Source organism: Tardiphaga sp. 841_E9_N1_2, from assembly GCF_051811065.1.
GTDB lineage: Bacteria > Pseudomonadota > Alphaproteobacteria > Rhizobiales > Xanthobacteraceae > Tardiphaga > Tardiphaga robiniae.
This window is the reverse complement of record NZ_JBPWQC010000001.1, coordinates 4,505,084-4,520,337: the sequence shown is the minus strand read 5'-3', so window position 1 is coordinate 4,520,337 and position 15,254 is coordinate 4,505,084. Positions and strand designations below refer to the sequence as shown.

Genomic DNA, 15,254 nt, shown 5'->3' with positions numbered 1-15,254 from the left:
TCGTCCTGATCTCGCCCGCCGAAATTGCGGACAGAGCAATCTCATTCCTGGAATACTTCGCCCCGGCGCTTGCTGATCGACGGCATCACGATCGAAATCAGCAGGGCAGCCGATAGCAGGAGCAACGTGAGGCTGATCGGCCTTTGCAGAAACACCATCGGATCCCCGTGCGACGTGATCAGGCTGCGCCGGAAATTCTCTTCGACCATCGGACCGAGCACGAAACCCATCAGCAGTGGCGCCGGTTCTGCGTCGAGCTTGCGCAGGATGTAACCCAGCGCCGTAAAGCCCACGGTCATATAGATGTCGAAGCTCGAATTATTGACCGAGAACACCCCGATCGCGCAGACCACGAGAATGACGAGATAGAGAATACGATACGGCACGTTGAGCAGCCGGACCCAGATGCCGATCATCGGCAGATTGATGATCACAAGCATCGCATTGCCCAGGAACATGCTGGCGATCAGACCCCAGAACAGATCCGGCTGACGCGAGATAATCGTCGGCCCTGGCGCAATACCGTGCAGCGTGAGCGCGCCGACCAGCAGCGCCATGGTCGCGCTGGTCGGAATCCCCATGGTCAATAGCGGAACGAATGACGTTTGCGCCGCAGCGTTATTGGCCGACTCCGGCCCGGCAACGCCCTCGATAGCGCCGTTACCGAAGCGCTCGGGCGTTTTGGATACGCGCTTCTCCAGCGCATAAGACGAGAACGACGCGATGGTGGCGCCGCCACCGGGCAAGATTCCAAACAGCGTACCCAGCAGCGTACCGCGAGTCACCGCCCCCCAGGCGCCGCGCAACACTTTAAACGACGGCCAGATACTGTTGATCTTCGAATGGTTCACGATGCGGGTTGAGACGTTTTCGAGGTTGGAGATCACCTCGGCCACGCCGAACAAACCCATCACCAGCGCGACGAAATTGATACCATCAGACAGCTCGATCAGCCCGAACGTCATTCGTGCTTCGCCGGTATTGATATCCATACCCACCATGCCGAGCAGCAGGCCGAGGAAGATCATCGCCACGGCCCGGAAGGCCGAACCGTTGGCCAGCACCACCGCAGACACCAAACCCAACACCATCAGCGAGAAGTAGTCCGGCGAGGCGAACTTCTGCGTCATCAGCGCAAGCGGCGGACCGAGCAGTGCAATCACGACAGTTCCGAAACATCCCGCGATGAAAGAACCGATTGCGGCGATGGCCAGCGCCTCGCCGGCGCGGCCCTGTTGCGCCATCTTGTAACCGTCGATGGCTGTGACCACCGACGTCGACTCACCTGGAATATTGACCAGGATGGCCGTAGTCGAACCGCCATATTGCGCGCCGTAATAAATTCCGGCGAGCATGATGATGGCGCCAATCGGATCAAGCGCGTAAGTGGCCGGCAACAGCAGCGAGATAGTGGCCACTGGACCGAGGCCGGGCAGCACGCCGATCAACGTACCGCAAACGGCGCCAACGAGGCAGAACAACAAGTTGAGCGGCGTCGCGGCGATGGAAAACCCGTGGCCGAGGCCGGCGAAGATATCCATCATGGCAGCACACTCACCGGAATCTTGAGAAGCCAGACAAAGACCACCGAGGAGGCGATCGCCAGGAGGACGCCAGTAATCGCGCTGGCAAGCCAGGTCGTTTCGCGCGAGGCGAAATGAGACAGACCGACCTGCACCAGGATCGCGATCACGAGACCGGCGCGTTCGACCAGGAGACCGAACGCCACGAAGGACAACAAAACGAAAAACAGTGGCCGCAGATGCAGCCTACCGACCGACACGCCCTCCGTCGTCACCCCCTTGACGATCATGACGAGACCCATGCCGAGCAGGATCAGGGCTAGGCCAAGCGGAAAATAACCCGGGCCCATGTCGAGCACGGAGCCGATCGTCAGCGTGCGGATATAGAGCAAAGCAACGATGGCGACGACGACCAGAAGCAGACCCGAATAGAAGTCCGAATTCCCACGCTGCGCGATTGATTTCATGGCGGGCTCCTATGCTGTCGGAGGCGGATGAAGGCAGCGATGCAATGAATCCGCCGCCCGCGATGTCGGGTGATCAGGTCTTCTTCTCGGAGATTTCCTTGAGCAGCGTGCGCCACTGCTCGACTTCCTTGGTGATCTGCGCGGTGTATTCGGCCGGCGTAGTGAACACGGTCGATGCACCGGCGACCGCCATGTTCTTCTTCACTTCGGGATCCGCAGCCATCTTCTTCAGGGCGGCCGACACCTTTTCAACGATTGCATCCGGTGTCGACGCCGGCGCCATGATGCCGTTCCACGACTCCACCGCATAGCCCGGCGATACGGTCTCGGCGACCGTTGGAAGCTTCGGCGTGAATTCGCTGCGTGTTGCAGACGTCACGGCAAGTGCGCGCACGGTATTGGCTTCGATCTGCGGCAGTGCGTCGGTCATGTTGGTGAAAGACAGATTGACCTCACCCGCAACCACTGCGGCCGTCGCCGGCGATCCGCCCTTGAATGGCACATGGGTCATCTTGGTGCCAACGCGGGCATCGAAGAGGGCGACGGAGAAGTACATCAGACCGCCGGCGCCGCTGGAGCCATAGGTCAGCTTGCCGGGATTGGCCTTGGCATATTTGACCAGATCTTCCATCGAGTTGATTGGAAGCGACGGATTGACGATCACAGTCTGCGGAATGGTGCTGACGACACTGATCGGCTTGAAGCTCTTGACCGGATCATAGGAGGTGGTCTGCGCGACCGGCGCGATCGAGATCGCACCCACGCTGCAGACGCACAGTGTGTAACCATCGCCCGGGGACTTCGACACGAGATCGGAGCCAACGATGCCGCCGGCACCGGCGCGATTGTCGACGATCACTGTCTGACCGAGTTCCTTCTCCAGGAAACGCGCGGTGATGCGCCCGACCGCATCGGTGTAGCCCCCCGGAGCATAGGGCACAACGAGCTTGATCGGCTTCGTCGGCCACTCCTGCGCCGAGGCAGTGGTGGCACTCAATCCGGTACCCATCAGCAGGGCCGCTACGAGAAGTCGCTTCATCGGTTTTTCCTAGTGATTGAGAAAATGTCGAGAGGGCTTCAACTACTTATGCAATGTTCGTTCCCACGAGCCCGAGTGCCTGGGTCGCCTTGTCTTCACCCGCAGCAAAATGGCTGAGTTCGATATCGGTCTTCGCGAACTCAACGCGCCGGAACTTGTCCTGATCTTCGAACGGCACCGTGGCGTCTATGCCGAGCTTGGTGCGAATGCCTTCCTTGCTGACACGCACATATTCATGGCCCCGCGCGCCGGGAATCAGAATGAGATCGCTGGACGCTTCCATGCGCGTCGCGACAGCGTATTCGACATCAATGGGATCGCGAATATCGATGTCGTGATCGACCATGGTAATCAGATCGAGATCCTTCAGCGCACCGAAGGCGGCCATCATCGCATTGCGCTGCAGACCGTTATGCTGGCGGCTCTGCTTCTTCACTTGAATGACCGCATGGAAACGATGCAGTCCGCCCGACGTCATCTCGACGTCGGTGACGATCGGGATCGCCGACTGCAGCACCTTGAGCAGGCTGGCTTCGAGCACGTATTTGCGGAGGATGATGGTTTCGCGGCCGAAGCCGTTGATGACGTGATAGATCGGCCGCAGGCGATGGGTGACAGCCGTTACCTTCAGTACCGGCGCATCCGCAGCCGGCGCGGCGAAGCCAACGAATTCGCCGAACGGACCTTCCGGCGCGACGTCGTCGATCGAGATTTCACCTTCCAGCACGAATTCGCATTCCGCCGGCACGATCATGTCCTGCGACACAGCCTTCACCACCGTCAGCGGCTTACCTGCGAGACCGCCGGCCACCGCAAGTTCGTCCGCCGTTTCGGGCATCTGCGAACCCATCGTCGCGGCTGTGAAGTGGAGCGCGAGATCGGTGCCAATGCAGACCGCTACCGGCAGTGACGTGCCGCGCGCCTTGGCGCGCTCGAATGCGAGGCGAAGATGGCGGCCGAAATCGAGTTTAATGGCGACCCGATCCGGGCCCAATAGCTGCAGCCGATGATAGGACGCATTGTAAATGCCGGTCTCCGGGTCCTTTACGATCACAATACCGGCGGTGATGTAGCGCCCCGCATCGCCCGGCGCATGGAACAGCGCTGGCAGTAACTTTGTAATATCAAAACCAGTCTTCAGCACGACTTCCTGAGACGGCGCGCTGGAGACGACTTCCGGCGGCAACGGACCGCCCATCGCGCGCTGCACGAGACCGCGAATGCCGTTGAAATCGAGGCCGAACGCGGCCTCGCAATTCTCCTTCGAGCTCAGCAGGTTTCCGATCAGCGGAACGTCGTAACCCTTGACCGACGGAAACAACAGCGTCTGACGTCCGTCATGCTTCTTCAGAACCGCTGCGATCTCCAGATGCGGATCGGCGGGTCGCTCGAATGTCATGATGCGATCGTTCTTGGCCAAGCGCGCCAATGCCGAACGGAATCGTGTGTCGAGGATCTGCGGATGCGGCATGTCGGTCTTTTTCTCGTTTTCGCCTGATCACATAATTGCGAAGAAAGATAGCTAAATACCAAAGCTAGTCAAGCACGCTCCCTAGGCACGGACTGACTAATTTCGATGCGTGCACTGCATCATTGCAGTAATTTATCAGTGGCTGAGAGGATCGCCCCGATCGCGGGCGACAGCCCATCGATCCGGTGATGATGCTCCTTGCCCAGCGCATGACGAACGACATGGTGGAGGACGTTACTCACCTCGTCACGCGTCGATCTGCGCTGTTGTGAGGCATACTGCCCCAGCCATGCGACGAGCAGATCATTCTCCAGCGACTCGGCGGCGAGTTCTCCAGCCTTGATCTGTGCGCGCAACTGTTCGCTGGCGACCGATGGCGCGGGCGCCGGCCCCAACTTCAACGCGGTTCGGATCGTGCGGAGGGGGTGCACGATCTGTTCGCGCCAGGGACGGCAGGTACGATCCATATTCTCGATGTCGGAAGGAGTGAGATGAATACCCTGCTGCGCCACCGCAAACGTCGCGACGAGCAGCAGCATCACATCGACGCCGGCCTCAGCCTGAAGTTTCAGGCAGGCTTCCGGTACGCCCGGTTCCGCATAGAGCTTGAGGGCAAAGGCCCAGCTTTCGCTTGCGGTGGGCGGGCTGTCATCGGTCATTGTCGCCACGCAACCGTATCTGGTGACGCCGACAATGCCGCGCTCATGGGATATCTCGGGTTTTGGCGGGATTGAGGCCTTCCCAGCGGCTCACCACGCCGGTCTGGATGCCGAACAGGTCGAGCACCCGTCCAAGCGTCTGATCGACCATTTGCTCAAGGCTGCTGGGCCGAGCATAGAATGCCGGCACCGGCGGATAGACTATGGCGCCGATTTCGGTCACCGCTGCCATCGACCTGAGATGACCGAGATGCAGCGGCGCCTCGCGCGCCATCAGGACTAGCCGCCGGCGCTCCTTGAGGACAACGTCGGCTGCGCGCGTCACCAACGACGAGGTAATGCCGGTGGCGATTTCCCCTAGGCTGCGCATGGAACATGGCGCGATCACCATGCCCATCGTCCTGAACGATCCGCTGGCGATTGTCGCGCCAATATTGTCGGCCTGATGCACCACATCGGCGAGAGCGGTGACATCGGATATCGCAAGGTCCAGTTCCTGGGTCAGCGTGATCTTCGCTGACCGACTCAGCACGAGATGCGTTTCGACGTCGGTCGCCTGCAGCAACCGCAGCAGCCGGACACCATAAATGGTGCCCGATGCTCCGGTGATGCCGACGATCAGGCGCCGCGGCGCGGTCTCAGGCTGGGTCGAAATAGTGAATCTCCATCAGGACGCAGCCGCCAACCGACTTGAACGGGCCGTGATAGGCGCCGGGTGGACGGCAAGCATAGGTGTTCGGCTTGAAGCTTTCGCCGCCATTGCCCTGCTTGTCATTGCCGACGATCAGGTCGCCGGTGAACAGGAACACTTCTTCCCAATATTCGTGCACGAATGGCTCGGTAGTGTAAACACCGGGCTCGAAGCGCAGCAGGCGGGTGCGGCTGCCCCGCTTGTTCACCTCATCGAGTGCACCCGACAGGATCTTCTGCTGGATGCCTGCCGGATAGCCCGCGGGCGTCTCCCATCCCGAAGACATATCGACGGTGCGGAACTCATCGTGAAGCTTATTGATGGCCATGGTCAGCTTTCCTGAAGGGACAGATCAAGCAACAGCGCGCGGCGAGGCAGCCGGCGCCATTGAGGTGGAGACTTCATCGGCAAGGTCATAGCTGGACAGCATCTTGTCGAGCAATGCCGCCGACTTCATCCAGTCATAGGTGCGGAAGGCATGGCCCTTCGTGACGAAGGTCGCACCGGCGAAGAACATCTCGTATTGCGAGTGCCGCGAGGCGAATTCGGAGCCGACCGCATCCCAGGCCAGCTTGTAGAACTTGACCTTCTCGGTCGCGCTGGCCGCCGGGGACTGCTGGGTCTTGCCGATCAGGCGTGCCAGTTCCGGATTGCCGAAGTCCTTCACCGAGGACGGCAGCATGATCATTCCGCCGCCGGCGAGTTCGCGCAGCGTGTTGATGACCTTGGAATAGAGTTGCTGGGTAAGGACCTGTGCCGAATACAGCATCGCCCGGTCTGGCACATAATAAGCGCCGCGCTGGGTGCCCTTGGTCTCCATCGCGACCACGAAGGCTTCGACCATCGACACTTCGGCTGCGAGCTGGCCTAGCATTTCCCTGACCTGCGGGAAGCCGGCGATGCCATTGGTTTCAGCGGTCCGGTGCGCGATCCCGATCAGGAAACGCAGCTTCACCGAGAGCCGGATCATCGCCTGATAATTCTGATACACATGGGCCGGGGTGGCGTGGAACTGCTTCTGGCACATCGCGATGTCATCGACGATGAATACGCGATCCCAAGGCACCTTCACGTCGTCGAAATAGAGCACAGCATCGTTTTCATCGAAGCGGCTGGACAGCGGATTGTCGAACACCGATGGCGACGCGGCTTCATAGGACTTGCGCGACAGGACCTTCAGACCCTTGGTGTTCATCGGGATCGCGAAAGACACCGCGTATTTCTCGTCGCCGGGCTGCAGCGGCTGGATACAGGTGACGAACACCTCATTGGCCATGATGCCGCCAGTCGCCAGCATCTTGGCACCGCGGATCGTCAGGCCCTCGGCATCGCGCGACACCACGCCCGCCGACAGGAATGGATCGGCCTGCTCGGCCGCGCTCTTGGAACGGTCGGCCTGGGGGTTGATGATCACGTAAGTGAGGTAGAGGTCGTTGTCGCGGGCGTAGCGATAGTAATCCGCTAGCGCCTTCGCGCGATCCTTGTTGTAGGCCTCGAAGACCTCGACGCCCATATACATACCTGCGACGCAGGAAGCGACGTGATCGGGCGCGCGGCCCATGAAGCCAGCATGCAGCTCGGTCCAGGCTTCCAGCCCACGACGACGATTGACCAACGCATCATAGCTGCCGGGCAGTTCCCAGATCCGGTTGGCGCGGGTGCCGGTTTCGGTCTCGAAAGTCATCAGCTCGCGATTTTCCGGCGCGCTCTGGAAATCGAACATCCGTCCGATAGAAGCCACCGCGCCCCGGAACGCCGGATGGGTGGTCACGTCATCCACCAGCTCGCCATCGAGATAGATTTCACGGCCGTCGCGTAGGCTCGCGATGTGCTGTTCGCCGGTCTTGATCATGGGTTGCCTCGGTCACTTTCGGTCATGGGTAGCATTTCAGGTGCGTTATTTCAGTAGTGCATCGGCAGCGGCCATTCCGGGCTGCGCTCGGTACTTGCAAGGCTGCGATAGGCCCCGCGAAAGAAGACCAGCGGCTCGTTGGCCGGATAGGCGGTGAACTTCACCACCCGACCGACGAAGATCACATGGTCCCCGCCGTCATATTGCGCGTATGGCGCGCATTCGAAGTGCGCGAGCGCGCCGGCGATAAGGGGCGCCGCCTCATGGCCCAGCGTATGCTCGACCGCCGCCCACTTGTCGCCGAGCGCCTTGGCGAACTTGTTCGACAGATGCTCCTGATCACGGCCGAGGATGTTCACGGCATAGCCCTTGGCCTCGGTCATCGCCTTGAGGCTGAAGGCCTTGCGGTCGATCGAGAACAGGATCAACGGCGGATCCACCGAAACCGAGTTGAACGAACTCATGGTCAAGCCGATCGCCTGGCCATCAGCCGCTTCGGCCGTGATCACGGCGACACCGGTGGCAAACTGTCCGAGCGCCTGTCGGAAGGCGCGGGGATCCAAGTCGGCAGTGGCGCCCATGGTCATCTCCTAATCGCGAAACCTGAACGACGCGCATTAGCTTTATAACAAAGCTATATTATCGAACGAAAGCGCGCGCTGTCAAGCATGGCTGGCCTGCTATCAAAACGCACTGGTTCCAACTTGTTTGTGCGTAACGCCGCCGCTATACGACTCATAGGTGTGCGGGGACCTGATGGCGATTAAGAGCAAATCACGTAAAATGAAGGTAGAACCGACGATTTCGCGGCCACAATTGATGGTCGACGGATCGGATCGGGCTTTCCGCCAATTTGTCCATGACACATTGGCGTTTTCGGCGCGGCTTCAGGCTGTGCGCGGGCAACTCGGCGCAGTGATCGGCCTGTCCGGCACGCAATACACAGTGCTGATCGCCATTGCTCATTTGAGCGGCACGGATGAGAAGATCGGCGTCAATCAGGTCGCCGAGCACCTGCACTTCAGCGGCGCGTTCATTACGATCGAGATCAACAAGCTGGTATCAAACGGCCTTGTTGAAAAAGAGACCGATGAGGAAGATCGCCGCCGCGTCATTCTGACCATCACGCCGAAAGCGCGCGCGCTGCTCAATGAATTGGCACCCGTTCAGCGTCCGGTGAACGATATGCTGTTTCGCAGCATGTCGGCTGCGGATTTCGAGCGAACGCGCAAGCTGATGTCGGAGATGGTGGACGCCGCCGACGAGGCGATCCGGCTGCTGGACTACAACGCACCGGCATCGGTCGCCCGGCAGACCAAATAACCTGCTGTTTGACGGGTTTGTCGTTAGCTATTCTCCGGCGCGCAGCCGGTAGCCGATACCCGTTTCGGTCAGGACGAATTGCGGGCGCTCCGGATCGAGCTCGATCTTTTGACGCAGCTGGCGGACATAAACGCGCAGATATTGTGCGTCGGTGAGTTCGTCCCACAATTCCTTCAGCAGAAACCGGTGAGTCAGCACCTTGCCGGCATGCTGCACCAGGACCCGCAGCAACTCATATTCCTTTGGTGACAGTTTCACCTCACGGTCACCCACCTTGACGATGCGGCGCACCAGATCGACCGACAATTCGCCGGAGCGGAATACCGGCCGCTCGCCATGAACCTGCAGCTGATGCCTGAGCGCGGCCCGCATGCGCGCCAGCAGCTCATCCATGCCGAACGGCTTGGTGAGATAGTCGTCGGCACCGAGATCGAGCGCCTGCACCTTGCCAGCTTCATCGCCGCGGCTGGACAGCACCACGATCGGCACGCTGTCGTCACGGGCGCGAATCATCTGCAGCAGATCGTGGCCCTGGATGTCGGGCAGGCCCAGATCGAGAATGATCAAAGCGGGCTTCTCCGCCAGTTTCTCCAGCGCGATCTTGCCGTTGCTGGCCTCAAGGATGTCATAGCCCTGGGTGCTGAGGCCCATGCGCAGCAATTTGCGGATCGGCGGCTCATCATCGATGACCAGGACCTTGATGGCGGCGGTGTTCATGCGGCGGTGTCCAGAGCTTCGGAGGCCGGCGGGACGGGAAGGCGGATGGTCAACACGGCGCCTGATCGGTCGGCGCGATTGGTGGCCGAAATGGTGCCATGCATTGCCTCAACAAAGCCCCGGGAGATCGCAAGACCGAGGCCGGTGCCCGCCCGAACGTGATCGCCCTTGTTGGCGCGATAGAATTTATCGAACACCTGCTCGAGATCGGCGGGTGGAATGCCCGCACCCTCGTCCATCACCTGCAGCGAGACCGACTCCTTGTCGCGTATGGCCCGGATCGCGATGGTGGTGTCATCCGGGGCATATTTCGCAGCATTATCAAGCAAATTGAACAGCACCTGCTCGAACAGTACCGCATCCAGCTCCAGCATCGGCAGGTTTGGCGCCAGATCGAGCGCGACGCGATGCCTGCTGAGGATTTTGCCGGCCCGGCGCAGCGCACTACCGACGATCTCGGTGAGATCCTGCAGCGTTGCATTCGGCACCACGGCACCGGATTCCAGCTTGGTCATATCCAGCAGATTGGCGATGAAGCGGTTCAGCCGTTCGGATTCGTCGATCACCGTACCGAGCAGATCGGCCTTCTCGGCCTCGCTGAGCTTCGGCGACAGATCGCGCAGTGTGGAGGCCGCGCCAAGCACGGAGGCCAGCGGCGTCTTCAGATCATGCGAGATCGAGGTCAGCAGCGCCTGACGCAACCTATCGGATTCGACGTTGCGCTGCGCACGGTCCATGTCTTCCACAAGTTGCACGCGCTCGATCGCGAGTGCGCTCTGGTCCACAAGTGCATCCAGCAACCGGCGCTGGTCCGGCGTCAGCAATGGCCCAGTGCGATCATCGTCGATGCCGATCACACCGATCGGTCCACGACCGGTCCGCATCGGCAGAAACAGCCGCTTCGCGCCGGGCAATGTTTCAGAGCCACGACCGGCGGGGCGATCATTGCTCCAGGCCCAGTTGGCAGCGGCCAGATCCGCCTTGTCCAATTCGTCCTCAGGCGGATATCCGGCCTTGACGGTGATCACACCCTGCTCCGGCAACAGCAACACAACCCGCACCTTCAGCATCAATGCGATCTGATACGCGCTCGCCCACAGCACATCATCGAGCGCCGCCGTACCCGCGAGTTTGCGGCTGAACGCATAGAGCGACTCGGTTGTGCGCACACGGCCAAAGGCCGAGACGGCCTGGGTGCGCACCCGCGCCGCGACATTGGACACGAGAATGGCGATCAGCATGAAGAAGAAGAAGGCCGCCACATTGGTTGGATCGGTGATGGTGAGCGTGTAAACCGGCGGCAGGAAGAAGAAATTATAGCTCAGCGATGCCACGACGCTCGCCAGCAGCGATGGCCAGAGACCAAAGCGCACGGCGACGCCGACCACGGCGGTGAGAAACATCAGATCGACATTCTCGATCCCGAAGATCGGACGCAGCAGCGTTGCGGCTCCAAGAGCCACCGCCACGACCGCCAGCGCCGCAATATAGGGCTTTGCATCGAACGGCTCGACGCGGTCGGTCATCTGCGCACGTTTCGCAGCCGGCTCCGTCGGCAGTGCATCGCCGGCGATCACATGCACGCTGATATTGCCGGCGCGCCGCACGAGATCATGCACCACCGAACCGCGCACCAATTCGAACCACCATGACCGCGATGCCTTGCCTATCACGATCTGGGTGACGTTATTGGCATGCGCATAGCCGAGCAGATCGTCGGCGATGCGCCGGCCTGCGCCCGGAATCGTTAGGGCTTCGGCGCCAAGCGCCTCGGCGAGCCGCAGCGTATCGGCAAGCCGGTCGCGCTGTTCTTCGGTGAGTTGAAGGCTGCGTCGCGTCTCGATGCTGACCGCCGTCCACGGCGCGTGAAGCCGATCCGCGAGACGCTTGGTGTAGCGCACCAGCCCGGCTGAGCGCGGGTCCTCGCTGATACAGACCAGAATGCGTTCGCCGGCAGCCCACGGGCCGGCAATGGCATTGGCCTGCATATGCGTGAGCAATTGCTCATCGACCCGGTCGGCCGTCCGTCGCAACGCCAGCTCGCGCAACGCCGTGAGATTGCCAGGCGAGAAATAATGCTCCAGCGCGCGCTCGGCCTGTTTGGGAACGTAGACCTTGCCTTCCTTCAGGCGCTGGATCAGATCGTCCGGGGTGAGGTCGATCAGCTCGATGGCGTCTGCACGATCGAACACCGAATCCGGCACGGTCTCGCGCACCCGCACATGAGTGATTTGGGCGACCACATCATTCAGGCTTTCGATGTGCTGGATATTGACTGCCGTGTAGACGTCGATCCCTGCGGCCAATAATTCCGCGACGTCGAGATAACGTTTCGGATGCCGGCTGCCGGACGCGTTGGTATGGGCGAGTTCGTCCACCAATGCGATCTGCGGCCGCCGTGCGATCAAGGCATCGAGGTCCATTTCCTCGAGAACTTGACCCTTGTGATCGATACGGCGCCGGGGAATGACTTCAAGACCCGTGAGTAGCGCCTCGGTCTCGGCGCGCCCATGGGTCTCCACCACGCCAACCACCACATCGACACCCGCCTTGCGCCTGGCATGGGCGCTTTGCAGCATCTCGTAGGTCTTGCCGACGCCGGGAGCGGCGCCGACAAAAATCTTCAACCGCCCGGCCGCACCTTCCTCGCGCCTTGCTGTTTCCAGCAAGGCTTCAGGCGAAGGTCGTTGATCGGGATCGCGGCGCTGATTTGCCATAAGGCAATATAGTCTCCGCCAGGGCTTGGGCCTAGACGGCCTACTGCGGTGAGGCGGCGTCCAGCGCGAGATTCAAGGCGAGAACGTTAACGCGCGGTTCGCCGAGCAAGCCACCAAAGCGACCTTCTGTCTTCTCGGTCACCAGCTGGCGGACGCGATCCTCCGGCAGCTTACGCGCCTTGGCAACCCGAGGCACCTGAAACAGCGCACCCTCCGGCGAGATGTTGGGGTCGAGACCGCTGCCCGAGGTGGTGACGAGATCGATCGGCACCGGCATCGATGGATTCTCCGCCTTCAGTTTCTCGACGTCCTCCTTCACGCGGTCGATCAGCGCCTTGCTGGTCGGGCCGAGATTGGAGCCCATCGAGTTGATGGCATTGTAAGGCTGCGGCACCGTCTTTGTGGAATCCTGCGGGTCGGGACCCAGGGTCGCCGACGGGCGGCCGTGGAAGTATTCCTCACCCTTGAATTCCTGACCGATCAGGGACGAGCCGACAACCTTGCCGTCCCGTTCGATGAGGCTGCCTTGCGCCTGGTTCGGCATGATCGCTTCGGCAATGCCTGTCATCGCGAGCGGATAGGCGAGGCCGGTGATGGCCGTGAGACCGAGCAGCAGAACGATGGCCGGACGAATTTCTCTCAACATAACATAACTCCTCAAACCAGGTGCAGGGCGGTGACGACGAGGTCGATCGCCTTGATACCGATGAACGGAACGATGATGCCGCCGAAGCCGTAGATCAGCAGGTTGCGGCCGAGCAGTGCGCCGGCTCCGATCGGGCGATAGGCGACGCCTTTCAGGGCGAGCGGGATCAGCGCGATGATGATGATCGCATTGAAGATGATGGCCGACAGGATGGCACTCTGCGGGCTCGCCAGCTTCATGACATTGAGCGCTTCAAGCTGCGGATAGAAGGCGAGGAAGATCGCCGGGATGATGGCGAAATACTTCGCCACGTCATTGGCGATCGAGAACGTGGTCAGCGCACCTCGCGTCATCAGGAGCTGCTTGCCGATTTCGACGACCTCGATGAGCTTGGTCGGATTGGAGTCCAGATCGACCATATTGCCCGCCTCGCGCGCCGCCTGCGTGCCGGTGTTCATCGCGACGCCCACATCGGCCTGCGCCAGTGCCGGCGCGTCGTTGGTGCCGTCGCCGCACATCGCCACCAACTTGCCCTTGGCCTGCTCGTCGCGGATAAGCTGCAGCTTGTCCTCGGGTGTCGCCTGCGCCAGGAAATCATCGACGCCGGCTTCGGCTGCGATGGCTGCAGCGGTCATCGGATTGTCGCCGGTGATCATGATGGTGCGGATGCCCATGCGGCGCAGTTCGGCGAAACGCTCACGGATGCCGCCCTTGACGATATCCTTCAGATGGATGACGCCGAGCAGCTTGCCATCGCGCGCAACCGCCAACGGGGTGCCGCCGCCCTTTGCAATCTCGTCGGAGATCGCCTGGATTTCACGTGCCGTGTCCGACATTGTGGCCGGCTGCATCGCACGCACGGTGTTGCCGGACGCCACGGCGAACGACGCGCCACCGTTGACGTAAGCGAGTATCGAATCCACCGCGCCCTTGCGAACCGACGAACCACCGGCATCGACACCGCTCATCCTGGTCTGTGCGGTGAACGGCACGAAAGTCGCTGACAGTTCGGCCATGTCGCGACCGCGAATGCCGTATTTCTCCTTGGCCAGCACGACGATGGAGCGACCTTCCGGGGTTTCGTCCGCGAGCGATGCAAGCTGCGCCGCATCGGCCAGTTCCTGTTCGGTCACGCCGCGCACCGGACGGAAGGCTGTCGCCTGACGATTGCCGAGCGTGATGGTGCCGGTCTTGTCGAGCAGCAGCGTATCGACGTCCCCGGCAGCTTCCACCGCACGACCGGACATCGCCAGCACGTTGAAGCGCACCAGACGATCCATGCCGGCAATGCCGATCGCCGACAACAGCGCGCCGATGGTGGTCGGGATCAGGGTCACGAACAAAGCCACCAGCACCACCACCGAGATCGAACCACCAGCATAAGCCGCATAGCTCGGGATCGTCACCGTGGCGAAGACGAAAATGATGGTGAGGCCGACCAGCAGGATGTTCAGTGCGATCTCGTTCGGTGTCTTCTGCCGCTCGGCGCCTTCGACCAGCTTGATCATACGGTCGATAAAAGTCGAGCCTTGCGCCGCGGTGATGCGGACGCGAATCCAGTCGGACAGCACCTGCGTGCCGCCGGTGACCGCCGAGCGATCGCCGCCGGATTCACGAATGACAGGTGCAGACTCGCCGGTGATCGCCGCCTCATTAACTGAAGCCACGCCTTCGATCACTTCACCGTCGGACGGGATGTTGTCGCCGGCTTCCACCAGCACGACATCGCCAACCTTCAGGCTGGTGCCCGAGACCATGCGGTAGCTCTTGTCGCCGCTGTCGCTGCCGGTGAGCAGCTTGGCCTGGCTTTCGGTGCGGGTCTTCTTCAGCGATTCCGCCTGCGCCTTGCCGCGCCCTTCGGCGACGGCTTCGGCAAAGTTGGCGAACAGCACCGTGAACCAGAGCCAGAGGATGATCTGGAACGCAAATCCCAGATCGCTTCCGCCGGTGATGACGTTCTTGATGAAGATCACCGTGGTGAGTGCGGCGACGACCTCGACCACGAACATCACGGGATTCTTGATCATCAGCCGCGGATCAAGCTTTTTGAAAGCCGAGCCGATGGCTGGGATGACAATTTTCGAATCGAGCATGGCCGAGACCGGCACCCGCTTCTGCAGTTTCAACGTTTCCATGGACATAACTCCAA

The 15,254-nt window shown here is 61.1% G+C and carries 14 protein-coding genes; 1 reads left to right on the top strand and 13 read right to left on the bottom strand.

The annotated features are described in order from the left end of the window. Positions 1 to 41 precede the first annotated feature (41 nt). The 9 genes from AB8A50_RS21740 to AB8A50_RS21700 all read right to left on the bottom strand — a co-directional run bounded on the left by AB8A50_RS21740 (position 42) and on the right by AB8A50_RS21700 (position 8,283). The gene (locus AB8A50_RS21740; RefSeq protein WP_092140811.1) at positions 42 to 1,544 is read right to left on the bottom strand and encodes a tripartite tricarboxylate transporter permease; all 1,503 of its coding nucleotides are present in this window, start codon (positions 1,542 to 1,544) and stop codon (positions 42 to 44) included. Beyond that, on the bottom strand, positions 1,541 to 1,990 hold the full coding sequence (locus tag AB8A50_RS21735; RefSeq protein WP_093757859.1) for a tripartite tricarboxylate transporter TctB family protein: 450 nt from the start codon (positions 1,988 to 1,990) through the stop codon (positions 1,541 to 1,543). Before AB8A50_RS21735 ends, AB8A50_RS21740 begins: the two co-directional genes overlap by 4 nt. Before the next feature lie 73 nt (positions 1,991 to 2,063). Continuing rightward, complete coding sequence (locus tag AB8A50_RS21730) at positions 2,064 to 3,029, bottom strand: Bug family tripartite tricarboxylate transporter substrate binding protein (RefSeq protein WP_093757858.1); 966 nt, start codon at positions 3,027 to 3,029, stop codon at positions 2,064 to 2,066. Positions 3,030 to 3,075: 46 nt separating this feature from the next. After that, on the bottom strand, positions 3,076 to 4,500 hold the full coding sequence (locus AB8A50_RS21725; protein ID WP_093757857.1) for a UbiD family decarboxylase: 1,425 nt from the start codon (positions 4,498 to 4,500) through the stop codon (positions 3,076 to 3,078). Positions 4,501 to 4,619: 119 nt separating this feature from the next. Continuing rightward, entirely contained in the window at positions 4,620 to 5,159 is a 540-nt protein-coding gene (locus AB8A50_RS21720; protein WP_093757856.1) for a TIGR02444 family protein, read from the bottom strand. Between the two features lie 43 nt (positions 5,160 to 5,202). Next, positions 5,203 to 5,814 carry a UbiX family flavin prenyltransferase gene (locus tag AB8A50_RS21715; RefSeq protein WP_439080016.1) on the bottom strand — a complete coding sequence of 204 codons (612 nt, stop codon included), beginning with the start codon at positions 5,812 to 5,814 and terminating at the stop codon, positions 5,203 to 5,205. Further along, positions 5,798 to 6,178, bottom strand: a complete 381-nt coding sequence (locus tag AB8A50_RS21710) for a cupin (RefSeq protein WP_089266367.1) — start codon at positions 6,176 to 6,178, stop codon at positions 5,798 to 5,800. The genes AB8A50_RS21715 and AB8A50_RS21710 overlap by 17 nt, the downstream gene beginning before the upstream one ends. A gap of 24 nt (positions 6,179 to 6,202) precedes the next feature. Next, positions 6,203 to 7,702 carry a 4-hydroxyphenylacetate 3-hydroxylase family protein gene (locus tag AB8A50_RS21705; RefSeq protein WP_093757854.1) on the bottom strand — a complete coding sequence of 500 codons (1,500 nt, stop codon included), beginning with the start codon at positions 7,700 to 7,702 and terminating at the stop codon, positions 6,203 to 6,205. Between the two features lie 50 nt (positions 7,703 to 7,752). Continuing rightward, positions 7,753 to 8,283 carry a flavin reductase family protein gene (locus AB8A50_RS21700; protein ID WP_244558211.1) on the bottom strand — a complete coding sequence of 177 codons (531 nt, stop codon included), beginning with the start codon at positions 8,281 to 8,283 and terminating at the stop codon, positions 7,753 to 7,755. A 202-nt stretch (positions 8,284 to 8,485) separates the two neighbouring features. Here AB8A50_RS21700 and AB8A50_RS21695 point away from each other — a divergent pair, with 202 nt between their 5' ends. Beyond that, a complete protein-coding gene (locus AB8A50_RS21695) occupies positions 8,486 to 9,025 on the top strand; it encodes a MarR family winged helix-turn-helix transcriptional regulator (protein ID WP_158596735.1) in 540 nt (179 codons plus the stop codon). 27 nt (positions 9,026 to 9,052) lie between these two features. On the opposite strand, the gene AB8A50_RS21690 is transcribed toward AB8A50_RS21695, so the two are convergent. From AB8A50_RS21690 to kdpB, 4 genes are read right to left on the bottom strand one after another with little or no spacing between them, the layout of a single operon-like run. Beyond that, positions 9,053 to 9,742 (bottom strand): response regulator, encoded by a 690-nt coding sequence (locus AB8A50_RS21690; RefSeq protein ID WP_175369389.1) that lies wholly within the window; start codon positions 9,740 to 9,742, stop codon positions 9,053 to 9,055. Then, positions 9,739 to 12,459 carry a DUF4118 domain-containing protein gene (locus tag AB8A50_RS21685; protein WP_439078867.1) on the bottom strand — a complete coding sequence of 907 codons (2,721 nt, stop codon included), beginning with the start codon at positions 12,457 to 12,459 and terminating at the stop codon, positions 9,739 to 9,741. Before AB8A50_RS21685 ends, AB8A50_RS21690 begins: the two co-directional genes overlap by 4 nt. Positions 12,460 to 12,499: 40 nt before the next feature. Continuing rightward, positions 12,500 to 13,105: a K(+)-transporting ATPase subunit C gene (locus AB8A50_RS21680; protein ID WP_439078866.1), complete on the bottom strand. Its 606-nt coding sequence runs from the start codon at positions 13,103 to 13,105 to the stop codon at positions 12,500 to 12,502. Between the two features lie 11 nt (positions 13,106 to 13,116). Continuing rightward, on the bottom strand, positions 13,117 to 15,240 hold the full coding sequence (kdpB, locus tag AB8A50_RS21675; RefSeq protein ID WP_439078865.1) for a potassium-transporting ATPase subunit KdpB: 2,124 nt from the start codon (positions 15,238 to 15,240) through the stop codon (positions 13,117 to 13,119). Positions 15,241 to 15,254: the final 14 nt, after the last annotated feature.